Here is a 21920-nt window from a genome sequence, read left to right as displayed (position 1 = left end):
GTTGTCATGAAACCCATCATCACTTTTGGCTTCCTCGGTTCCACGTTGGACCGCGCTCAGGGTGCGGATCGGTGGTCGAAATGGCGGCCGACGGTGGCGATGTGTCAGCAGGAGGATTTGCTCATTTCGCGGCTGGAACTGCTCGTGGAGCCGAAGTTTGCGGATTTGGCTAAGAGCGTGGTCGCGGACATCGCGAAGGTTTCGCCGGAGACGGGGGTGGTGGTTCATGAGTTCGCGCTGAAGGACCCGTGGGACTTTCAAGAGGTGTATGAGCGGCTATACGACTTCGTGCGCGGCTATGATTTCCAGCCGGAGAAGGCGGATTATCTGATTCACCTGACCACGGGCACGCACGTGGCGCAGATTTGCTGGTTCCTGCTCAATGAGGCGAACTTCATCCCGGCGCGGCTGCTGCAAACCTCGCCCTCACGCGAGGGCGGACGCGATGCGAAGGCCTGCGGGCGCTACGAGATCATCGACATCGACCTCTCAAAGTATGACCGGCTCTCCACGCGCTTCGCGCAGGAGCAGGAGCGCACGCTGGACTTCCTGAAAAGCGGCATCGCCACGAAGAGCAAGGGCTTCAACAAGCTCATCGAGCAGATCGAACTCGTCGCCGTGAACTCGAAAGCGCCGATCCTCATCATGGGACCGACTGGCGCGGGCAAATCGATGCTCGCAGGCCGCATCTACGACCTGCGACGCTCGCGGGCCGGTTTGAGCGGTCGATTCGTCGAAGTGAACTGCGCCACGCTGCGTGGCGATCAGGCAATGTCGGCGCTGTTTGGGCATAAACGTGGCTCGTACACGGGTGCGCAGTCGGACAGGCCGGGATTACTCAAGGAGGCGGATAAAGGGCTGATTTTTCTCGATGAAATCGGCGAACTCGGTCTCGATGAGCAGGCGATGCTGCTGCGAGCGCTCGAAGACAAAACCTTTCTGCCACTTGGCAGCGACAAGGCCGTGCAAAGCGACTTTCAGCTCATCGCCGGCACGAATCGCGATCTGCGGGCGCAGGTGGCGGCGGGCAAATTCCGCGATGATTTGCTCGCTCGCATCAATCTGTGGACTTTCACGCTACCGAGCCTCGCCGAGCGGCGCGAAGACATCGCCGCGAACCTCGATTTCGAGCTGGAGCGCTACGCGAAGACGCATCGCCGCCAGGTGCGCATGAACAAGGAGGCGCGTGAGGCTTTCTTGAAGTTCGCCAAAGGCCCGGAGTCCAAGTGGAGCGCCAATTTCCGCGATCTGAACGCCGCCGTGACTCGCATGGCGACGCTGGCTCCAAAGGGGCGCATCACGGTGGCGTGCGTGGAGGCGGAGGTGGGGCGGTTGCGGGAGGGTTGGAAGGATGTCAGCGGGGGAGAGAGTAGTGCTCAGTTCTCAGTGCTTAGTGATGAGCTGGATCCGTTTGACCACGTGCAGCTCGAGTTCGTGATCAAGACCTGCCGGGAGAGCAAGACGCTGTCGGATGCTGGCAGGAAGCTCTTTGCTGTGTCGCGGATGAAGCGCTCGAAGATGAATGACGCGGACCGGTTGAAGAAATATTTGAAGCGCTTTGATCTGACCTGGGAGCAAATTTCCCAGTAAGCCTGATCAAGGCTCTCCGATGATTGGATGCTCTACGACAGCCGCGCTCGCTTTGACCGCACGCGTCAGCACTTCCTTCGGCTGTTTGCCGCTAGGCACAGCTTCGTAGGCCATGCCTTTGTAGCGCAGCGGCTTGTAGCCGAGGGCGATCAGCGCATCGAGCGGAGCCTGCTTCAAACCTGGCTTCCAGTAGTCCGGCGCCCCGCCGGTTTCATAATAATAGATCCATGTCTTATCGGGTGTGGCCCAACCGCCACACAGGATCACATGACGCCGCGGAATGTTCAGCACATCACCAGGGCGCAGCTCCCTCGCGCTGGGCAATTCGGTGCAGATGGCGGGCAATTGGCCGGTGTCATGCACGCGGGGCAGTTTCAGACAGCGTGAGACGAAACCCGAGCAGTCCACGCCAGCGGCATGCGCACTTACGGCGGCATTGTCAGCACGTCGTTTCTCCGGCGATGACACATCGCCACCGGCGCTGCCATTCGAAACGGCGAGATCAAACGACGCTGGATCATCAAAACCGCCCCACTTGTAGGGCACGCCGTGATTCGCCTCGCCCGGAATCCACCAGCCATGGCGCTCATGCTGTGGTTCGTGGCCCGCATCAGGCGTGTTGACGAGAATGCCCGCCTTGTCCTTCCCATGCAGGATGTTGCGAGCAAACGGCCGCCAGGAATGATTCGTATAGCCTTGTGCAATCGCCATCGCCTCATCCGGCGTGACTTGCGAGGGCGCAGAAGGATCACCGGGAATAAGCGGAGTCGATTCAGCCGCACCTTTCTGTTTCGAGGTCGCAACGCAGCCCGACGCGAGCATGAGGATGGCAAAGGAGACGCACTTCATCGGCAGATGATGAAAGGTCCGGTGAATCGGGTCAAACGATTGCAGCCTGGCCCCCTGATTTGGTCTTCTTCCATTCAGTTGACCGATTCCTTCGACCTTGCAGACTGTGCGACATGTTCTCCCGCCTTCTCTGGTGCCTCATGCTGATCGTGTTCGCCGTGCGAACCGATGCCGCGCCCAAATCATCGGCACGGACAGCCCTCGTCATCGGCAATGCCAAATACGAAGCCGCCATCGGCCCGCTGCGCAACACCGACAACGATGCCAAGGCCGTGGCGAAAACACTGCGCGACCTCGGTTTCGCCGTGATCGAGAAGCACAATGTCACGCGCGACCAGTTGCTGCGCGCCGTGCTGGAGTTCCGCGCCACGTTGACCGATGCGGAGGTCGGCCTGTTCTACTATGCTGGTCACGGCATCGCCGTCGCAGGTTCCAATTACCTGCTGCCGATCAAATCCGGCTACACGTCCGAAGGTGGCGATGACGTGACGCTGCGCATGCTCGCCGAGACCAAACTCTTCAATGTCGAACAGGCCGTGGCCGACATGAAAGCCTCCGGCGCACGCTGCAACCTCGTCATCCTCGACGCCTGCCGCACCACCGCTGTGGCCCGCACTGGTCGCACCCGCGATGTCACCAACCCCGGCGGCCTGACCGAGATGAAACCACCCGCAGGCTCACTCATCGCCTTCGCCACCGATGCCGGGCAGACCGCGCTCGATGGCGACGGCACCAATGGCCTCTACACCGAAGAACTGCTCAAACACCTGCGCACCCCCGGCTTGACCATCGAGCAGGTCTTCAAACGCACGCGTGCCGGCGTGCTGGAGCGTTCCGAGGGCGGACAAATTCCCGCCGAATACTCACGCCTTGTTGGTGATGACATCTTCCTCGCCGGCCCTGCTTCATCACCGCCGCCGATAACGGCGCCGACAACTCCCGCACCGCTCACGCTCGATGACATCGCCAAACTAGCCGCCACTGGAAAATCCAGGGAATGCATTGAAGCCTTGCAGCAGCATGCTCAATCCCATGGCACTGGCGATTACGCCGTGCAGCCACTCGAAACACTGCTGGAACAAGTGAAGGAAGACCTCAAAGACGCCACCACGGCATCCCCAAAGATCGAATCCGCCGCAGCCACCTGCGAACTCGTGCTTGAAGCCCTGCGCGACTGCTTGCCGCCCGATCACGAGAAGAAGGCCACGCTCACCGCCAAGGCTCTGAACCGCCATGGTGATGCCCTGCTATTGCTCGGTCATGCCGATGAGGCCCTGGATGCCTACAACGCCGCCATACCGCTCACGCCCGATGATTCCTATCCCATCTACAACCGCGCTCGCGCCCACCTTGTCCTCGGCAACACCGCTGAAGCCAAAGCGGACTTCACGGCCGCTGCGAGCACGAAGTTTAATCAGCCGAAGGCGCGCAAACTGGCTGAGGAAGCACTCGCGAAGCTCAAATAGCTGGATCCATCGTCAGGCTGTATTTTCAGCTCTCCCAGCCAATGCGCTCACGATTTCCCACGTAGAGCAGGCCGGTCAAACGTGCGTGAACAATCAAAAAGAAAGCTGCGACTGAGCTGGAGATCAAAGCACGAAGAAAAACGGCCTGCGACTCGGGGAGCATCCCCCACACAGTTTTGAACGACATCGGCACCAGCACCAATGCGGCTCCACAGAGCATGAAGGCGGGACCGCTTTTGAAAATGGCGGGCAGAATATGGTGGGGAAGGACTTGTGAGAAGTTGTTAAACACCACGAGCGCCAGCACTCCTGTGCAGAAATACTCGCAGCCGAACGCGGCGATGAGTTGGCAGGCCAGTTCACGCCATTCAACTTCCGGCGCGATAAAATAGCCGACAATCATCGCCGGCGCCCAGGAGATGCAGGCCAGCCCAAACAGACTCGCCATGGAACTCCACAACCCATCGGTATCCACCGAAGCCTCTTGCCAGGCCTCCTTGCCCCAGTCGATCAGCGTGTGCTCAATGATGGTGAAATAGCAGCGCACAATGACACCGATGAGCACCAGCGCCGCAAAGATGATGCGCCCAGAAATTAGCACCTTTCCGGTTTGCAGGGTGCTGACCGTCACCAGCACCAGAAATCCTGCAGCACACAGCACCACGAGCAAAAACCAGCTGATGCGGACCAGGGGGTAGCACAAGGCATCGACAACTGCTGGGACCGGACGTTTTTCTTCGACCATCCGTGCTTTTATCCAGCGCCACGTTGTTTGTCAGCAAAAATATGACGGACTAAATCTCTGTTCTACTCATGCCACGTCCGCGCCACGCGCTCAATGCTGAGCGCCTTGCCGGTGGCAGGATCAATCGTGATCAGCGCACCATTCACCCGCACGGCACCGCGCCCGACACCAAAACGCGTGGGCATCATGGTGTGGAAGCGTTCGAGCACGGGCTCGATCTGGCTACCGATCACGCTGTCCATCGGGCCGCACATGCCGGCGTCGCTTTGGAAGGCGGTGCCTTTCGGCAGCACGCGTTCATCGGCGGTGGGCACATGCGTGTGCGTGCCGACGACGGCGGAGACTTTGCCGTCGAGATGCCAGCCCATGGCGACTTTCTCGCTCGTGGCCTCGGCGTGAAAATCGACGAAGATCACCGGCGTCTCCTGGCGCAATTCCTCGACGCAGGCGGCGATGGCGGGAAAGGGATTGTCGAGCGTCTGGTTCATGAACGTACGCCCCTGCAGGTTTACCACGGCCACTTTGCACTTCTTCGATTCCAGCACGATGAAGCCGCTGCCCGGCGTGCCGGCGGGGTAGTTCAGTGGGCGCAGCATGCGCGGCTCTTCGGCGAGATAGGGCACGATTTCCTTCTGATCCCAGATGTGATCCCCGCTCGTCACCACCGCCGCGCCGGCCCGCATGAGGCTGATGGCGATCTTTGGCGTGATGCCGCGACCACCGGCGGAGTTTTCGCCGTTCACGACGATGAAGTCGAGCTTGAGTTCCTCTTTGAGCAGCGGCAGCAACACGGCGACCGCCTTGCGGCCCGGTTCGCCCACTACATCGCCCAAAAAAAGGAGGCGGAAGAGTCCGTCCGTGCTGTCAGCCGTGTTGTCGTTCATTGTGGCGCTACTTAGTAGATGATGAAGCCGGGGATCAAGTCTAGGATGCGCTTTATGATGAAACGAATGATGCGCTGCAACACGCTGGCGGTCATGCTGACGTGCTGTGTGGCAGCGCCGGGCATGACTCAGACGATTGTGCCTGTACCAGCACCCGCCCCACTGCCAGTTCCGACTCCCGCACCCGCGCTCATACCAAGCGCAGCCCCAGTCGTGCCACCGCCTGCCACCCCGCCAGTTCCGGCCCCCGCACCCGCGCTCACGCCGTCGCAAATCACACCGGGCGCGCCCCCTGCTGCGGCGGCTCCAGTCGTGCCACCGCCTGCTCCTGCGGCGCGGCTGGACCGTCTGAGTCCGCTCGGCACCAAGCCGGACTGGTCCAAATTGCAGTCGTTTCATCAAACGCTGACACGCAGCGAGTTTGAAACCGCCATGCGGAATTTTTATGCCGATGGCTCCCCTCTGCCGGCACCGTGGAAGCTGGAACCCGACGGCGTGGTGGTCAAAACCGGCGACCCGGTAAGACCCGAGGCACGCATTAGCTTCGCCAGCCGTTCGGAATCACCGCTGCCGGGCAGTCGCACTTGGAGGCGTGCCAGCGAAATGCCACCACTCAAAGGCCGCCCGCCATTGAGCGATGTCCACATTGCCATCGACCCCGGTCACATCGGCGGCAGCTATGCGACGATGGAGGAACGTTACCTGAGCTTCGCTCCCGGTGAGGCCATCCAGGAAGGCACACTCACACTCACCACCGCCCAGGTACTGGCGGAACGGCTCAAGGCCCTCGGTGCCTACGTCTCGCTGGTGCGTGACCGCCTTGAGCCTGTCACGGACCTGCGACCTGCCGATCTGGTGAGTCCGGCACGGCAACTGCTCACCGAGGCGGGCTTCCCGCTGCCGCAGGAAAATTACAACAACCTCACCGGCGATGCGAAGCTCCTCACCGTGCAATGGCAGAGCGAAAAACTCTTCTACCGCGTCAGCGAAATCCAGGCGCGGGCCAAAAAAGTCAACACCACCATCAAGCCCGATGTTGTGCTCTGCCTGCACTACAACGCCGAGGCCTGGGGCGATGCCACCGCGCCGCAGTTTTCGCCGATGAATCACATGCATGTGCTCGTCAACGGCTGCTACTCCCCCGTGGAGCTGGAGCAGCAGGACGTGCGCTTTGAGATGTTCTACCGGCTGTTCTCACGCATCCATGAGGAGGAGCTGCCGCTCGCGGAAAGCGTGGCCAATGGCACGCGGGTTGCGACCGGACTGCCCGCCTATGTTTACACCACGCCCAACGCGCTCCGGGTCGGCACGAACGCGTATGTTTATGCGCGCAACCTGCTCGCGAACCGCATCTATCAGTGTCCGGTCGTTTACCTCGAACCCTACGTCATGAACCATGAGGAAACGTACCGCCGTCTGCTGCTCGGTCATTACCTCGGCCGCACACTTGTTGCAGGCCGTCTGCAAACCAGCGCCATCGAGGACTATGTACGCGGTGTCGTGAACGGCATCCTCGCCTACTATCAGAAACGCCGCCCGCTATGAAGGTGCTCATCGCTGGTTGTGGCTGCGTCGGTGAACGTGCCGCCGATCTGCTGCATGCCGCCGGGCATGACGTCATCGGCCTCACGCACTCGCCCGAGTCTGCTGCACGCCTAGCCGCTGCCAAACCCTGGCGCACCGAGCCCTGCGACATCTCAAATCGCGATGCCGTCACCGCACTCGCCGCGAAGATCAGCACAAACATCGACGCCGTCATTCACTGCGCCAGTTCCAGTCGTGGTGGTGCCGCGATGTATCAAGCCGTCTATGTCGATGGCATTCGCCATCTCGTGGCGGCCTTTCCACAGGCCTTCGCACTCTACACCAGCAGCACCAGTGTTTACCCGCAGGTCGATGGCGAAATCGTCGATGAAACCAGTCCTGCCGAACCGGACCGCGACACCGGACGGCTGCTGCGTGAAGCTGAAAACATCGCTTTGGACTCTGGGGGTGCCGTCGCACGTCTTGCCGGCATTTATGGGCCAGGGCGTTCCTTCCTCTTGAAGAATCTGCTCGAAGGCATAGCCGCCATCGAAGGCAACCACGGTCAGGGCCGCCTGCTCAATCAAATCCATGCCGACGATGCCGCCGCCGCGCTCGTTCACCTCGTCACGCAACGTCTCAGCGGCATCTTCAACGTCGCAGACGACGCGCAGATGACGCAGCGCCAGTGCCTGGAGCGTTTGTGCGCCACCTTTGGCCTCAAACTGCCCGGCACACGCGAGCCTGATCCCAATCGCAAACGCGGCTGGAGTCACAAGCGCGTCTCCAACACCAAGCTGCACGCCACCGGCTGGCAGCCGCAGTATGCGAGCTACTTCGATGCCTTGCGCGACGATCCTGATCTCGCCTCATCCATTCTCGGCCTCGTTCATGCCGCCGGCGTGACTCCCCTGCCCCGCCAGCCGAACATCGTGCTCATCGGCCTCATGGGTTCCGGCAAAACCACCGTCGGCCGCATCGTCACGCAGATGATCGGCTTTCAGTTCGTCGATACCGACCACCTCGTCGTCGAAACCGCCGGCAAGACGATTCCCGAGATCTTCGCCGAAGAAGGCGAGGCCGGATTCCGCCTGCGTGAATCCGCGGCGCTGCGTTCCTTGCTCGGCAGACGCGGCTGCGTCATCGCCACCGGCGGCGGCATCATCACGCAACCACGCAATCTGCCCATCCTGCGGCATCTCGGCTACCTCGTCTGGCTGGATGCCGATCCCGAGCGCCTCGCCCGCCGCACCGCGATGAACAACAACCGTCCGTTGCTCAACGGCGAAGAAGATCCCAAAGCCAAGCTCGAACGCCTGCTTACCGAGCGCAAACCGCTCTACAAAGCCCTCGCCGACCTGCGCATCAAGACCGCCGAACTCACGCCGCAGGAAACCGCGTATGGCGTCATGGAAAGCGCCCGCGTCTTCTTTGCGCGCCGGCAGAAACTCGAATCAGTGAGCTGAAAAACTCAGCTCCAACTGATCCTCCGCCCCCAGCGCCCGCGCATCATGCCCGCGTGCGCGCAGTTCCGCCGCAAACTCACGCGTGGAGCCATGCACGAGGTAAATCCGGCGCGGTTTCACGATTTCCACCGTCTCATGCAGCTCAGGATGATCTGCATGATCGCTCAGCGGCAACGCCACATCGACGCCGTAGCGATACTTGGCGCTCGGCTGAATCGCCCAGCCCGACAATATCGCCGTGCGCATCTTGGGCAGCTCGATTTTTGCCCCCGGCGGAAACACCAGCACATGCCCCGCCGCTTCATTCGCATCAAACAACCGCCACTTTGGCAGAGCACCCAGATGCGGCGTTAACACCGCCGTGATCTGCGCCACACTCGCATGCACCATCACCGGCAGCTCCGCATCTCGTAGCGCACACAGAATCTCCTGCGCCTTCCCGAGCGAATACCCCAGCAGCACCGGCACACCGCCATCGCTCAACGTTTCACGCACAAACGCCAGCATCTGGGCGATCACCGCCTCCGCAGGCGGGAAACGATACTTCGGCAGGCCAAACGTCGTCTCCATGATCAGCGTGTCCGCCTGCATCAGCTCACAACGTTCCGCGCTCAAGCCCTGCCGCAGCTTGTAGTCGCCCGTGTAGAGCAGTGTCGCTCCATCCGCCTGCCGCGTCAGATGCAGCATCGCCGAACCGGTGATATGCCCCGCCGGCAGTAACCGCAGCTCCCAGCCTTCCCACTCAAACACCTCGCGCATCTTCGGCGACACCACCACACCCGACTTCTTCACCGTTTTGCGCACCACCATGAGCTGATGCGTGATCTCCGAGCAAAACGTCAGATCATGCCGCGCCACATGATCGCTATGCGCATGCGAAACAAACGCCCGCTTCACCCCAAAGTGCGGATCCAGCCACAAATCCGCCGCCGGGAGGTAAATTCCCTTCGGGTGAGTGACTTCGATCAGCGGCGGCATAAAAGACCGCAGATTTGCGCTTGAGCGCGACACCTGCCACCGCATTCTCGCTCCCCGCATCCGCCATGTCATCTCCCCCTGTCATCGCTATCACTGCCAAGCAGCGCAAACTGCTCGCCGATGACATGGAGTACTACCAGCCGGAAGTCCTGGAGCGCGGCGCCTTGCTCTACGCGCAAAACGCCGTGCGCCGGGTGTTCTGGTCGGACCCCGGCACCAGTCTGCAGGCCGAGGTGCAGGGCAGCAAGCTCTACACCGTCACGCTCGACTTCGAACGCTTCGGCCTGGACACCTTCTGCACCTGTCCCCAAGCGACCGAGTGCAAACACACCGCCGCCCTGCTGCTGCATCTGCGTGCCAAAGCCGTGGTCGTCGCCGCAACGAAGACCAAGGCCCCGAAAGCCGCCAAGACCGTGGTTGCTCAGCCAGGCAAAGATTCGTTTGCCGGTCGTGTCGCCAGCCAGTCGGGCAACACGTTGAGCGCGTCTGCGGTGAAGTTTCTCCAGCAGGCCGAAGTCTGGTGGGTCAATAGGCAATCCCTCATCGCCCAGGTGGATCTGTTCAAACTCTGCGGACGGCAAAGCTACTGGGGCTACGGCCAAGTGCAGTTGTGGCCGCCAGAGCTGCCACCCGCCGATGAGACGGAATTTTTCGCCTACCTGGGGCATGCGATGGGCAAGTGCCAGCTCCAGCTGCCGGCGGGATTGGAACCCGCTGTGGACCGCACCGTGCAGCAGCGCCTCTTGCAGCGCTGGGAGCGCCTCAAGCAGATCGAAGATTGGCGCAAGCGTCTCGGCAACTGGCAGGAGCCGCAGTTGCATCTCGCCCCCGAAGCACCGGAACTGCGCCTGATGCTGCACCAACTAGGGGCCACCGTACAAGTGCGCCATCCCGGCGAGGCTGAGTTTGGCAAGACCACGCAAAAACTGCTCAAGCAGCTCTGGGGCGGCTCCACCAATTCGGGTAATAGCCCGCAAAATTTGCTCAGCGCCGGCTCCAACCTCGTGTTGAAAGCCGCGCTCGTGCATTATGGCGATCTGCGTCCTGCGGACATCCCGCCCTTGTCTGACTCGCTCGCCAAAAGCCTGGCCCAGCTCATCACCAGCGAGTCCTTGTTCCAAACGCACGTCGTCACCAGCACTGGTGAGTCCTTGCTGACCCATGATGAAGCGTTGCGCTGGGATTTGCAGCCGCCAGCTACGCCGGGAGGGGATTACGCACTACGCCTCCTGGATGATGACGGCCGCTCTCCGTCGCCACCACTTGCCATCTTGCCTGGGTTTCCACTACGTTATGTCACGCATGAGGTCGTGCATGCCGTGAACTACTGGCCCTTCGGCAAGGATTCCATGAAATGGCCGGTGTTCATTCCGGCGGCGGCGCTGGAAACGAAAGAAGGCGTCAGCGCCCTCGCCAAACTCGGCGTGCCCGTGCCGCTGCCCCTGGAAGGCCGCGTGAAAATCATCCGCGCCGAAATCGAAGTGCGCTGCAAGCTGCACCGCTACCAGCACGCCAACAGCGATTACCTGCAGGTGCGCACCTTGGCAAAATTCGGCGGCATGCAGAACCCGAGCCTCTGGACCGGCACCAACTGGGCCGCCATAAATCGCTCCGCACCGGCGGAGAAGCCTGCGCCGGATGAAATCGTACAGCTCGACAAATCCCACCTGTCCGCCGCCGGTGCCTGGCTGGCGCAGTGGCCGCTGAAGCCCGTTTACAGCGCCATTCATGACCAATGGCTCGAACAACGCATCCAGGGCAAGGACTGGCCGGATCAATTCCTCGCCTGGCTCGACCGCCGGCCCAAAGGACTCGTCGTCGAACTCGATGCCGAGCTGGCCAGTCTGCGGGAAGGCCGCGTCTCCGGCAGCGTGCGTCTCGACATCGAGGAATCGAAGGCCGGCATCGACTGGTTTGACCTCAGCGTTGCCCTCGACGTGACCGACAGCACGCTCACGCAGGAGGAGATCGACCTGCTGCTCAAAGCCAAGGGCAAATGGGTGCGCCTAGCAGGCAAAGGCTGGCGCAAACTCGAGTTCACGCTCAGCGAAGAGCAACTCAAGGAACTCGCCGAGCTAGGTCTTGCCACCAACGATTTCAGCCCCGAAAAACAGCGGCTGCATGCCCTGCAACTCGGCGGTCTGGCCAAAAAGAACACCACTCTTCTCAGTGCCGAGCGCATCGAGCAAGTGCGCCGCCGGGTGGAAGAAATCCAGACCCGCGTCACACCCGCAGCGCCCAAAGCCATCACCGCAACGATGCGGCCGTATCAGCTCGAAGGCTTCCACTTCCTCGCCTACCTCACCACCAATTGCTTCGGCGGCGTGCTGGCAGACGACATGGGTCTCGGCAAGACGCTGCAAGCCCTCACCTGGATCGCCTGGCTGCGTGGCGAGAAAAAAGTCCGCGATCCCATGCTCGTCATCTGCCCCAAGTCCGTGCAGGACAACTGGCGCAGCGAAGCGGAGAAATTCTTCCCCAAACTCAAAGTCGAAGTCTGGAGCCGTGCCACCGCCGGCAAAACCGGCCTCAGCGGCAAGACTGACCTGCTCGTCATTCATTACGCCCAACTGCGCCTCCACGAAGAACTGCTGTGTAAAGAGACGTGGAGCGCCGTCATCCTGGATGAAGCCCAGGCCATCAAAAATCCCACCTCGCAAAACTCCCGCGCCGCCTGCGCGCTCAGCGCCCCGTATCGCCTCGCCCTCACCGGCACGCCCATTGAAAACCGCCTGCTCGACCTCTGGGCCATCTTCGCCTTCGCCATGCCCGGCGTGCTTGGCAACCGCAGCAGTTTCACCAAAAACTTCGATGGCAAAGACGATCCTCTCGCCCGCCGCCGTCTCGCCGCTCGCACGCGGCCCTTTTTGCTCCGCCGCACCAAAAACGAAGTCGCCAAAGATCTGCCGGACCGCATCGAAGAAGACCTCATCATCGAATTCGAAGGCACGCAGGCCGCTTTGTATCAGGCCGAGTTGAAACGTGCCCGTGCGCAGCTCTTGAAGGCCGAAACCAGCAAGCAGCTCGACAAACTGCGCTTCAACATCCTCACCAGCTTGCTGCGCCTCCGCCAAATCTGCTGCCACCCGCGTCTGCTTGGCCTGGAGGCCTCCGCGAAGAAGAAGAGCGACGAAAAAACCGATGAAAGCGCCAAAGTCGCCGCGCTGATGGAACTGCTGGAGCCATTGATCGAAGAAGGCCAAAAGGTGCTCGTCTTCTCGCAGTTCGTCGAGATGCTCGAAATCATCGAGGCCGAAATCCAAGAGCGCGGCTGGCACACCTTCAAGCTCACCGGCAAGACCGAAGACCGTGGCGCACTGGTGCAATCCTTCCAGAGCCACGCAGGGGCCGCCACCTTCCTCATCAGCCTCAAAGCCGGTGGATTCGGCCTCAACCTCACCGCCGCCAGCTACGTCGTCCTGTTTGACCCGTGGTGGAATCCCGCCGTCGAAGCCCAGGCCATCGACCGCACCCACCGCATCGGCCAGAAGCAGACCGTCTTCGCCTACCGCCTGCTCATCAAAGGCACCATCGAGGAAAAAATCCGCGTCCTGCAAAAACAGAAAGGTGCCATCGCCAACGACATCCTCGGCGAGGAAAACTTCGCCTCCGCCCTCACCCTCGATGACTTCCAGTTTCTGCTCGGCGAGGAATAAACACACCTATGGCCTCCCTCGCCGATCAACTCATCGCCCTTCTAGGCAGCAAGCGCGTTTCCGTCACACAGGCGGACCTCGCAACGCACAGCACGGACAAATGGTTCGCGTCGAATCCGCCCGATGTGGTGGTGCATGCAGAATCGACGGCGGAAGTCGCCGCAGTGCTGCGCTTTGCCAATGAACACAAGATTCCCGTCACGCCCCAAGGCTCACGCGTCGGCTACGTCGGCGGTGCGGTGCCGTTGAAAGGCGGCATCGCGCTTTCCGTGGCGCGCATGAACAAGATCAAAGAAATCGCCTTGGAAGACGGTGTCGCGGTCATCGAGCCAGGTGTAATCACAGGTGATTTGCAGGCTGCGGTGCGCAAACTCGGCTGGTTTTATCCGCCGGACCCGGCTTCGCTCAAGGAATGCAGCCTCGGCGGCAACATCGCCACGAACGCGGGCGGTCCGCGCTGCCTGAAATACGGCGTCACGCGGCATTACGTGCTCGGTTTGGAAGCCGTGCTGGCCGATGGCTCGATTGTGAAGGCCGGCGGTCGTTGTCACAAAAATAAGACCGGTTTCGATCTCGTCGGCCTCATGGTCGGCAGCGAAGGCATGCTCGGTGTCGTCACCGAGGCCACGCTGCGTTTGATTCCGCATCCGCCGATGCGCGCGATGCTTTCCGCCGGCTTCAATTCGTTCGCCGAAGCCGCGAACGCCGTGCAGCGCATCCTCGGCAGCGGCTTCCTGCCCAGCGCCCTCGAAATCGCCGACAAATTCACGCTGCGTGCCGCCCGCGAGTATCTCGGAGCCTCCGTCACGCCGGATGGCGATGCCCATCTGCTCGTTGAGATCGATGGCCAGGCCGAATCGGTCAAAGGTGAGCTGCAACAACTCGCCAAGCTCGTGCGTGAACTTGGATGCATCTGTTTGAACGAGGCAGTGGGAGAAGAAGCCTGCGAAGCCTTCTGGAAACTGCGCCGCGAGTTTAGCTACAGCCTACGGAATACTGGTTTGATCAAACTGAACGAAGACATCGTCGTGCCACGCGGTCGGCTCGTCGATCTCGTCGATTTTGCCGAGAAACTGCAAATCGAAACCGGCTTCCCCGTCGCCTGCTTCGGCCATGCCGGCGATGGCAACATCCACGTCAACATCATGGTGCCCACCATGGACGATCCCGCGATCCGTGAGCGTGCCGAAGTCGCGCTCGACCAGCTCTTCCATCAAGTCATCGCCTGGAACGGTGCCATCACCGGCGAACACGGCATCGGCATCGCCAAAAAGCGCTGGTGGCGGGATGCAGTCTCGCCTGCCGCCCATGAAACTCACCTGCGTTTGAAAGCGGCACTCGATCCCAATGGGATTCTGAATCCAGGGAAGTTTTTGGGCTGAAGACAAAAGCGACGAGCATGGGAGTGGCGCTCTTCATGGCAGTGGCTAGCTTTGCTGAACATGAAAATCCCGTCGCGACTCTTTCTGCTCCTGTTCACCCTGAATGTCTGCTGCGCGCAGGAGACCTTTGACCGCCTGACCTTCCACGCGGCGCCGCAGCCGCTCTCAAAGGACGCGAACACGAGCAACTGGCCGCGCATGCTCGGCCCCACGGACGATGCGATCTCGCCAGAGACGCACCTGCTTAAAAAGTGGGCCGCAGGCGAGCCAAAGGCCGTGTGGGAAGTCGCGATGGGCGAGGGCTACAACTCGCCTGCGATTAGCGGCGACTTCTGCGTGATCTTCCACGCGCTGGAGGGCAAGGAGATCATCGAATGCTTGCATCGCGAGACCGGAAAGCGCTTCTGGTCGCATGATTACCCGATCTCGTATCAAGACCGCTACGGCTTCGGCAACGGCCCACGCGGCAGCCCGGTGATCGCCGATGGCGTCGTGGTGACCTATGGCGTGACGTGTGAACTGCGAGCGCTCGATTTGAAAACGGGCAAGCTGCTGTGGCAGCATGATCTGCGGGCCGAAATGCATGTGCCGCAGGATTTCTTCGGCGCGGGCGGCACGCCGCTTATTCTCGACGGACGGGTCATCTTGAACGTGGGCGGCAAAAAAGCGCCGATTGAGGACTCCGAAGGCCTGCGTGATCGAAAAGAGCGGCTCGCCGAGGCAGGCGTGAGCGTGGCGGCCTTTGATTTGAAGAGCGGCGAAGTCGTGTGGAAAGTCGAGGATGCATGGGGCGCGAGTTACGCGTCACCGATTCCCGCGAAGCTGCACGGGCAGCTCAAAGTGCTCGTCTATGCCGGCGGCGAGAGCGATCCGGCCACCGGTGGCCTCATGTGCATCGACCCGGCGAGTGGGAAGCTGCATTCCAAGTTCGCCTGGCGTGACGACGAATACATCCAGGCCATCGGCACCTCGCCCGTGGTCATTCCCGAGAAGAACCGCGCCTTCATCACCACCGCGTATCCCAAAGGCCGGCCGCTCGGCGGCGTGATGGTCGAGTATGATGCCGAGTTTCAGCCGAAGGAAGTGTGGCAGTCCAAAAAGCTCGGCGTTCACTGGATGAACCCCGTCTATCACGACGGCCATCTCTACGCCATCGACGGCGAAACGGAGCCGAAGTCCCGCCTCGTCTGCGTGAACGCCGACACCGGCGTAGAAGTGTGGGAGCAAAAGATCGAATGGGACGACGCGGAGTTCAGCAAACAAACCGGTCGCGCCAATCCCACCCGCCTCAGCATCCTCCGTGCGAGCCTCCTTAAAGTGGATGGTGCCTTCCTCTGCCTCGGCGAGATCGGTTCCCTCCACTGGCTCGACCTCAGCCCCTCCGGAGCCAAAGTCATCGCCCAAGCGCAGCCCTTTTACGCCCTCAACACCTGGAGCCTGCCCGCCCTCAGCCATGGCCTTCTTTATGTGCGCCAGCAGCAGAAAGACCTGATGCAGAAGACGGGGGAGCGGGTGATTTGTCTGGATTTGAGAGGGGAGTGATCACTGCCTTTCGATCTCCAGGGAAGGCATGAAAGGCGCAATTTGGCAGGACGATGAAAACTTCGTGCTTGGCGGAATGAAGGCGGTTTGATAGCGTCGCGTTCTTTCCCACCATGAACCGTCCAATTGTTATCCGCATCTGCCTCATCCTGCTGGCCGTCCTGCTCATCTTTCTGCTGTGGGAGAGTGTGAAGGATGGCAGCGATGGGGTGAAGCTGGTCTTTGTCATTTTGATGGGGGGGCTGGGCGGCATCTTGATGGTGAAGTTTTTCATCCCTTGGTTGGGTGATCTGATGGGTGAGGCGGTGTTTTCCTCCGGCGAGAAGGTGGAGCAGGATGAGATGACGAAGGCGGCGGCCTGCATCGCCCAGGGTGACTACAAAGGCGCGATCGAGCACTATGAAAGGATGCTGGAGGACAAGCCGGACGATCCCTTCCCCGTGGCTGAAATCGCGAAGGTGCATGCTGAGCGTCTGCATGACCCGCAGGCGGCGTTGCGGGCGTTGGAGGAGCACCTGCAGAGCAAGAACTGGCCGGTGGATGATGCGGCGTTCATCATGTTCCGCATCGCTGACGTGCATCTGACGCACCGGCACGATTATGAAACGGCACGCGACATGCTGGAGCAGATCATCGGCAACTTCCCGAACACGCGCCATAGCGCGAACGCGCATCACCGAATGAGCGAAATCGAACAGATGCAGTACAAGCTGCTGATGGAGCAGCGCACGAAAGCGGGATCCTCCGGAGCCGCGACGGCATGATCCTTGCAAACTCGGCGGACGATGCTCGCGCAGCTCCATTCTTGGACCCGGGAGAATCCGCTGATGACTTTGGCGCTAGCGGCGGTGTGCGGCATTCTCGCGGCAGAGTTTGGCTGGCTTAACGGTGGCGGTGCATGGCTCATCGGTTTCACCACGGCGCTGCTGGGTGCAGCGCTGCGCTCTGGCCGCGCATGGCTGCTGCTGCCAGGTGTTGCGCTGGTCTTCGCCTTCATCCATGAGACGCGCACGGATGAAACCTTCCGCCATCCGCTGCGCCAGGTCTTGCAGCAGATGGACAAACCGGCGCCGGCCACGATTCGCGGCAGTTTGCTGCCGGATTTCGACACCACCGCAGATGGCCGCGCTCATGCGCTCTGCACCACCCGGCAGATCGAGATACCCCCAGCGGGAGCGGTGATCACGCAAACCGCCGTGCTGCTGGTGCGCCTACCTAAAGGCATGCGCTTTCCGGGCGCAGGCGTGTTTGAGCTGCACGGGAGCATCTACCTGCCGCGTGCGGCGTCGAATCCGGGCGCTTTTGATGCGCAGGAGTATGCGCTGCGGAACGGCCGCGTGGCACGTTTTGAGGCTGACCGCATGCAGCACATTGGCGACAGCGGCGAGACATTATGGTGCGCGTTTTTGGAGATGGCGGAACGTTGCAGGCAGTGGATCAGCGCGAAGCTCACACACGATCTCGCGGACGATGCTGAAACCGCTGCGGTGATCCGGGCGATGGCGCTGGGCGTTTCCGCCGAGGCGGATGATGAGATCGAGGATGCGTTCCGCAACAGCGGCACGCTGCATGTCTTTGCGGTCAGCGGCCTGCATGTGGCGCTGCTGGGAGTGATTGCGCTCGCGTTGTTGCGTCAGCTTGGCTTGCGACGTGGCATTTCGCTATGGGTGATGATCGCCATCGTGTTTGCGTATGCGTTCATCACCGGCTGGCGTCCTTCAGCGGCACGTGCGGCGCTCATGGTGGCGATTTTCATGGGTGCGCCGCTGGTGGACCGCGAATCCGCGCTGCAAAACAGCCTCGGTGCCGCCATGCTGTTGCTGCTGGCGGCGGACACGCACCAGCTTTTCATGCCGGGCTTCCAGCTTTCGTTTGTCGTGCTCTGGCTCAGTGCCATCGGCTCCGTGCCGCTGCTGCAACGACTGATGCCCTACACGCGGCTCGATGCCTTCCTGCCACCGCAGCTCGCGAACTGGCGGCAGCGCGGGTCGAGCCAGTTCCGGCGCTGGCTGGCGGCAAACTTGAGTGTTTCGTTCGCCGCATGGCTCGGCAGCCTGCCGTTCATCCTCGGCCACTTTCAATCGGTGACACCGGTGGCCGTGATCGCGAACTGCGTGCTCGTGCCGCTGTCGTTTTTATGTCTGGGGGCGACGTGCCTGAGTCTCTGCGCCGCAGGACTGCATCTCACGGGCGTGCAGATCGTCTTCAACAATCTGAACTGGGCATTGGCGAAGGCGATGATCGCCAGCGCGGCGTGGTTTGCGCATCTGCCGGGTGCCAATTTTCATTTTCAGCCGAACGCACCTCGCACGAATGCTCCCGCTGTCTGGCGCATGCTCGAACTGCCGCATGGTGGTGCAGCAAATCATCTGCGTCTCAGCCAAGGGCATTGGCTGTTCGACACCGGCGATGAAACCAGCTTCCGCCGCGTGCTGCGGCCCTATCTGTTTTCCAGCGGCGTGAATGCGATCACAGGTGTCTTCCTGAGCCACAACGATGCGGATCATGTCGGTGCCATCGAGCAGGTGATCGAGACGTTTGATGCGCCGCTGCTGTTTTGCAGCACGCAGGAGCCAGGCAAGCAGGATTCTTCGCTCACCACCTTGCGGCGGCTGGAGGCGGCCGGCCAGCCCGCGCTGCGCAAGCTGCGTGTCGATGAGCGCATCACGTTGTCGGAGGAAAAGACGTTCAAGGTCGAAGCACAGGTGCTTTATCCCACGATGCAGGTGGGAAATGGCCGCGGTGATGATCGTGCGATGGTGCTGCTGCTGCGCATCGGCCCATGGCGCGTGCTGTGGATGAGTGATGCGGGCTGGAACACGGAGAAGATTCTCAGTGCAAGCGCGGCTGAACTGCGCTGCGATGTGCTCATCCGCAGTCAGCATGAACTCGACCTGGCGATGACCGGCGAATTCCTGCGGAAGACGAAGCCGCGTGCGATTCTCTGCGGCAGCGATGCGCGTGAAGCGGAAGTCATGCTGCCGGAATCACTCATCCAGCAGGCCAAACAACAGAACATCCCGCTGCTCGACACCTGGCGCGACGGCAGCATCGAGCTGCAGTTCGACCCAGAGGCGCTGCACATTCTTCCGGCCCGAAACGCCAAACCCATCGTGTTGAAAACACGTGAATGACGTGACCGCATTCACTTCGGCGCATCCGGCCGGGTGCCGAGCTTCGCGATGATGTCACCCATCTTGTTGCTGCGGATGACTTCGAGCTTCACCTCGCTGCCGGGGGGCTGGGTGCGGATGATGTGCAGCAGGTCGCCGGGAGAACGGAAGGCCATGCCCTGAAATTTGGTGACCACATCGCCGGGTTTCAGCCCGGATTCTGCGCCTGGCGAGCCGGGATTAATGTTCGTCACCAGCGCACCACGGCGTGACGTGCCCCAGACGGGGTCGATCTCCACCGGTTCGGTGCTGACTTCGAGACCGAGGTAGCCCTTGCCAGTGTTGCCGGAGACCTCCGTCGCGTTTTTCTCGCCATCTTTGATCTTCGCCTGGATGCCTTCCACGACCAGCTTCGCATCATTGGCCGGCACGGCGAGTCCCACCCCCTGCCAGGCGCGTACGCTGTCATCACTTCGATAAATGGAGACGTTGATGCCGAGGATCTCGCCGCGAATGTTCACCAGCGGGCCGCCGGAGTTGCCAGGATTGATGACTGTGTCGGTTTGCAGGAAATCCATCTGGCTGTCGCTTAGATGACGGTCACGGGCACTGATGATGCCCTGCGTGACCGTGCCGCTGAGGCCGAAGGGATTGCCCACCGCGAACACGATCTGGCCCACCCGCGCTTCATCGGAGTTCGCAAAGCTCAGCGCGGGAAAATCCGTGCGGTTGCTCTCGATCTTGAGCAGGGCGATGTCGCGGTCGCGGCTGGAGCCGAGGATCGTCACAGGGTACTTTTTGTTGTCATTGGTGGTGACCATGATCTCCGTGCTATTTTCCAGCACATGGTAGTTCGTGACGACGTGGCCCTCCTTGCTGATGATCACCCCGGATCCCAGTCCGGGAATGATCTGCGGGCCCTGATTGACGAGGCCAAAGAGGGGGTGCCAGCTCATCTGTCCGGGTTTCACGGTCTTCGTCGTCACGCTGACGACGGAGGGCAGCACGGCGGCGGAGAGCTTGGCAAACTCCTCGTTCAACCGGCTCATCATCGACATGTCGCCCAGGTCCAGCTTCGGTTTCTCCGGTGGGGTGAACGATGCCTGCGATGGCTTTTCACCACGCAGCAGGTTCAGCAAGCCATAGCCTTCACGGTCCTGACGCCACCACGCAAACAACAGTACGGCCACCACGAACACCATGACGGCAAACAACAATCGGCGAAGGTTTTCCATGCGTACCAATGCGTCAGCGGCTGGAAAGTTCAAAGATCAAAGTTTCAGCCCCTACCGGAGCAGCAGATCAAGCGTTTGCCCGCGTCATGCTCACGCCGCCTGCTTCGGGCAGAGAATGATCAGCTTCTGCCGTGCCGGTGGCGGAGCGGCAGGCTCATCGAGGGCACGGTTCACCGCCGTGTGGATTTCCTCGGGATCGAAGGGCTTGGTCACATAATCACACGCACCACGGCGGATGGCGGAGACGATGTCACGCGTCTCCGAGCAGGCCGAAACCATCACAAAACGAGTCGCGGGCGAGGCATGGCGCGCCTCACGCACGACATCAAGGCCGTCCATCTCACCGAGGCGTCGATCTACAAGTGCGACATCGGGATTCATCTCACGAATGGCATCAATGCCAGCACGACCATTGTCGAAGGCCATGACCTCATGCCCCTGTGAACGGCAGAGCGTGGACAACAGCTTGAGAACGGGTTGGTGATCTTCGATAACAATGATATTAGCCATATTTATTATATTTACCATCTGGCGAGGCTTTGGGCAATGATCGTCTTCAAAAACTTTAAAGTTCCTTAAACAACTGCGCCAGATCCACTTTGACCTCAGGAAGCGCAGCGCATCCCAGCAGCATGCCCTGAGAGACGACCGTCATCTCCTCGTAACGTCCACCCACAGGCCGCCGATAAACCTCAATGCAACGCTCCGGCGCATTCACCAGCCAGAATTCCGTCACACCCGCCTCGGCATAGATGGTTGCCATTTCTTTGTCTTCAGCCAGGGAGGAAACTGCCACCTCAACCACTAGACGGGCGGTCGTTGGGTGGCTGGAATAGTCCGCGTCCCTGCCATCCACCACTGATACATCTGGTTCAGGTTCAGAGTCAGCCAATGAGAGCGAAGCTTCCTGGCGCACCCAAAGCTGCGGTCCGAGCAATGCTTTGAGCAGGTCGCACAAACGCCCGACCAGGATGACATGAAGAATGGATTTGGGCAATTTTTCAACGATCAGCCCCCGGATCAGTTCGGCGCGCTTCGGGGCCAGTCCCTTCGCGATCATCTCATGCCACGCCCGCACGGACAATGGCATGGCACGCTGCCGGAAGCCGGGCTGGCTGAGAATGGGAACCATGCTCGGAGGTTAACGACTCATGTAAAAACTGGCAAGACGTGCTTTGCGGTGCTTGTTCGCGATTGCGTGAAATCTGCCGCGCGTCTTTCTTGCTCGCCATGTCTTCCTCCCTGCTCCGCTACTGCCCCGACCTCTACAACTACCAGCGCCGTGAAACGCGGCCGGTGCAGGTCGGCCACGTCACCATCGGTGGCGGCGCACCCATCGTGGTGCAGAGCATGCTCACCAGCGACACGCGCGATGCGGAGGCCTGTGTGAAAGAAGCGCTCGGTCTCGCCGAGGCGGGCTGCCAGATCGTTCGCGTCACCGCGCAGACACGGGTCATCGCCGAAAACCTCCAGCACATCCGCGACGGCCT

17 protein-coding genes are annotated in these 21920 nt (G+C 61.1%); 10 read left to right on the top strand and 7 right to left on the bottom strand.

Annotated features, from left to right (window positions below; all coding sequences use genetic code 11):
* The first annotated feature begins 6 nt into the window (after positions 1 to 6).
* Complete coding sequence (rtcR, locus tag ACKVY0_RS20120; protein WP_409216636.1) at positions 7 to 1590, top strand: RNA repair transcriptional activator RtcR; 1584 nt, start codon at positions 7 to 9, stop codon at positions 1588 to 1590.
* A gap of 6 nt (positions 1591 to 1596) precedes the next feature.
* Here rtcR and ACKVY0_RS20115 read toward each other — a convergent pair whose 3' ends face one another.
* Positions 1597 to 2439 carry a hypothetical protein gene (locus ACKVY0_RS20115; protein WP_409216635.1) on the bottom strand — a complete coding sequence of 281 codons (843 nt, stop codon included), beginning with the start codon at positions 2437 to 2439 and terminating at the stop codon, positions 1597 to 1599.
* Between the two features lie 113 nt (positions 2440 to 2552).
* Here ACKVY0_RS20115 and ACKVY0_RS20110 point away from each other — a divergent pair, with 113 nt between their 5' ends.
* Positions 2553 to 3905 carry a caspase family protein gene (locus ACKVY0_RS20110; RefSeq protein WP_409216634.1) on the top strand — a complete coding sequence of 451 codons (1353 nt, stop codon included), beginning with the start codon at positions 2553 to 2555 and terminating at the stop codon, positions 3903 to 3905.
* Between the two features lie 25 nt (positions 3906 to 3930).
* On the opposite strand, the gene ACKVY0_RS20105 is transcribed toward ACKVY0_RS20110, so the two are convergent.
* Positions 3931 to 4650, bottom strand: coding sequence for a hypothetical protein (locus tag ACKVY0_RS20105; RefSeq protein WP_409216633.1), 720 nt, complete (start codon positions 4648 to 4650; stop codon positions 3931 to 3933).
* Between the two features lie 62 nt (positions 4651 to 4712).
* Positions 4713 to 5534 carry a TIGR00282 family metallophosphoesterase gene (locus tag ACKVY0_RS20100; RefSeq protein WP_409216632.1) on the bottom strand — a complete coding sequence of 274 codons (822 nt, stop codon included), beginning with the start codon at positions 5532 to 5534 and terminating at the stop codon, positions 4713 to 4715.
* A gap of 213 nt (positions 5535 to 5747) precedes the next feature.
* Here ACKVY0_RS20100 and ACKVY0_RS20095 point away from each other — a divergent pair, with 213 nt between their 5' ends.
* Positions 5748 to 7079: a hypothetical protein gene (locus ACKVY0_RS20095; protein WP_409216631.1), complete on the top strand. Its 1332-nt coding sequence runs from the start codon at positions 5748 to 5750 to the stop codon at positions 7077 to 7079.
* Positions 7076 to 8524, top strand: coding sequence for a shikimate kinase (locus tag ACKVY0_RS20090; RefSeq protein WP_409216630.1), 1449 nt, complete (start codon positions 7076 to 7078; stop codon positions 8522 to 8524). The genes ACKVY0_RS20095 and ACKVY0_RS20090 overlap by 4 nt, the downstream gene beginning before the upstream one ends.
* Here the strand turns inward: ACKVY0_RS20090 and ACKVY0_RS20085 are convergent.
* Entirely contained in the window at positions 8513 to 9502 is a 990-nt protein-coding gene (locus tag ACKVY0_RS20085; RefSeq protein WP_409216629.1) for an MBL fold metallo-hydrolase RNA specificity domain-containing protein, read from the bottom strand. The genes ACKVY0_RS20090 and ACKVY0_RS20085 overlap by 12 nt on opposite strands.
* A 65-nt stretch (positions 9503 to 9567) precedes the next feature.
* On the opposite strand from ACKVY0_RS20085, the gene ACKVY0_RS20080 reads away from it, so the two are divergent.
* The 5 genes from ACKVY0_RS20080 (at position 9568) to ACKVY0_RS20060 (ending at position 19216) form a co-directional block, all read left to right on the top strand.
* Positions 9568 to 13158, top strand: a complete 3591-nt coding sequence (locus ACKVY0_RS20080; protein WP_409216628.1) for an SNF2-related protein — start codon at positions 9568 to 9570, stop codon at positions 13156 to 13158.
* A gap of 8 nt (positions 13159 to 13166) precedes the next feature.
* Complete coding sequence (locus tag ACKVY0_RS20075) at positions 13167 to 14540, top strand: FAD-binding oxidoreductase (RefSeq protein ID WP_409216627.1); 1374 nt, start codon at positions 13167 to 13169, stop codon at positions 14538 to 14540.
* A gap of 60 nt (positions 14541 to 14600) precedes the next feature.
* Positions 14601 to 16082 carry a PQQ-binding-like beta-propeller repeat protein gene (locus tag ACKVY0_RS20070; protein WP_409216626.1) on the top strand — a complete coding sequence of 494 codons (1482 nt, stop codon included), beginning with the start codon at positions 14601 to 14603 and terminating at the stop codon, positions 16080 to 16082.
* 113 nt (positions 16083 to 16195) lie between these two features.
* Positions 16196 to 16846, top strand: coding sequence for a tetratricopeptide repeat protein (locus ACKVY0_RS20065; protein ID WP_409216625.1), 651 nt, complete (start codon positions 16196 to 16198; stop codon positions 16844 to 16846).
* A gap of 63 nt (positions 16847 to 16909) precedes the next feature.
* On the top strand, positions 16910 to 19216 hold the full coding sequence (locus ACKVY0_RS20060) for a ComEC/Rec2 family competence protein (RefSeq protein WP_409216624.1): 2307 nt from the start codon (positions 16910 to 16912) through the stop codon (positions 19214 to 19216).
* A gap of 11 nt (positions 19217 to 19227) precedes the next feature.
* Here the strand turns inward: ACKVY0_RS20060 and ACKVY0_RS20055 are convergent, their stop codons facing one another.
* The 3 genes from ACKVY0_RS20055 to ACKVY0_RS20045 form a co-directional block, all read right to left on the bottom strand.
* Positions 19228 to 20430, bottom strand: a complete 1203-nt coding sequence (locus tag ACKVY0_RS20055; protein ID WP_409216623.1) for a S1C family serine protease — start codon at positions 20428 to 20430, stop codon at positions 19228 to 19230.
* A gap of 90 nt (positions 20431 to 20520) precedes the next feature.
* Positions 20521 to 20940 (bottom strand): response regulator, encoded by a 420-nt coding sequence (locus ACKVY0_RS20050; RefSeq protein ID WP_409216622.1) that lies wholly within the window; start codon positions 20938 to 20940, stop codon positions 20521 to 20523.
* 55 nt (positions 20941 to 20995) lie between these two features.
* Positions 20996 to 21562, bottom strand: a complete 567-nt coding sequence (locus ACKVY0_RS20045) for a Uma2 family endonuclease (protein ID WP_409216621.1) — start codon at positions 21560 to 21562, stop codon at positions 20996 to 20998.
* A gap of 98 nt (positions 21563 to 21660) precedes the next feature.
* Between ACKVY0_RS20045 and ACKVY0_RS20040 the strand changes: the two genes are divergently transcribed.
* Positions 21661 to 21920: flavodoxin-dependent (E)-4-hydroxy-3-methylbut-2-enyl-diphosphate synthase (locus tag ACKVY0_RS20040; protein WP_409216620.1), on the top strand; the 260-nt coding region annotated here is incomplete at its 3' end.

The organism is Prosthecobacter sp., from assembly GCF_046154365.1.
Taxonomy (GTDB): Bacteria; Verrucomicrobiota; Verrucomicrobiia; order Verrucomicrobiales; family Verrucomicrobiaceae; genus Prosthecobacter.
This window is presented reverse-complemented; position numbering and strand designations above follow the sequence as displayed.

What these genes read in the sequence shown, in the direction of transcription:
- rtcR (WP_409216636.1), top strand. Translation starts at nt 7, where the DNA reads ATGAAACCCATCATCACTTTTGGCTTCCTCGGTTCCACGTTGGACCGC.
- ACKVY0_RS20115 (WP_409216635.1), bottom strand. Translation starts at nt 2,439, where the DNA reads ATGAAGTGCGTCTCCTTTGCCATCCTCATGCTCGCGTCGGGCTGCGTT.
- ACKVY0_RS20110 (WP_409216634.1), top strand. Translation starts at nt 2,553, where the DNA reads ATGTTCTCCCGCCTTCTCTGGTGCCTCATGCTGATCGTGTTCGCCGTG.
- ACKVY0_RS20105 (WP_409216633.1), bottom strand. Translation starts at nt 4,650, where the DNA reads ATGGTCGAAGAAAAACGTCCGGTCCCAGCAGTTGTCGATGCCTTGTGC.
- ACKVY0_RS20100 (WP_409216632.1), bottom strand. Translation starts at nt 5,534, where the DNA reads ATGAACGACAACACGGCTGACAGCACGGACGGACTCTTCCGCCTCCTT.
- ACKVY0_RS20090 (WP_409216630.1), top strand. Translation starts at nt 7,076, where the DNA reads ATGAAGGTGCTCATCGCTGGTTGTGGCTGCGTCGGTGAACGTGCCGCC.
- ACKVY0_RS20085 (WP_409216629.1), bottom strand. Translation starts at nt 9,502, where the DNA reads ATGCCGCCGCTGATCGAAGTCACTCACCCGAAGGGAATTTACCTCCCG.
- ACKVY0_RS20080 (WP_409216628.1), top strand. Translation starts at nt 9,568, where the DNA reads ATGTCATCTCCCCCTGTCATCGCTATCACTGCCAAGCAGCGCAAACTG.
- ACKVY0_RS20075 (WP_409216627.1), top strand. Translation starts at nt 13,167, where the DNA reads ATGGCCTCCCTCGCCGATCAACTCATCGCCCTTCTAGGCAGCAAGCGC.
- ACKVY0_RS20070 (WP_409216626.1), top strand. Translation starts at nt 14,601, where the DNA reads ATGAAAATCCCGTCGCGACTCTTTCTGCTCCTGTTCACCCTGAATGTC.
- ACKVY0_RS20065 (WP_409216625.1), top strand. Translation starts at nt 16,196, where the DNA reads ATGAACCGTCCAATTGTTATCCGCATCTGCCTCATCCTGCTGGCCGTC.
- ACKVY0_RS20060 (WP_409216624.1), top strand. Translation starts at nt 16,910, where the DNA reads ATGACTTTGGCGCTAGCGGCGGTGTGCGGCATTCTCGCGGCAGAGTTT.
- ACKVY0_RS20055 (WP_409216623.1), bottom strand. Translation starts at nt 20,430, where the DNA reads ATGGAAAACCTTCGCCGATTGTTGTTTGCCGTCATGGTGTTCGTGGTG.
- ACKVY0_RS20050 (WP_409216622.1), bottom strand. Translation starts at nt 20,940, where the DNA reads ATGGCTAATATCATTGTTATCGAAGATCACCAACCCGTTCTCAAGCTG.
- ACKVY0_RS20045 (WP_409216621.1), bottom strand. Translation starts at nt 21,562, where the DNA reads ATGGTTCCCATTCTCAGCCAGCCCGGCTTCCGGCAGCGTGCCATGCCA.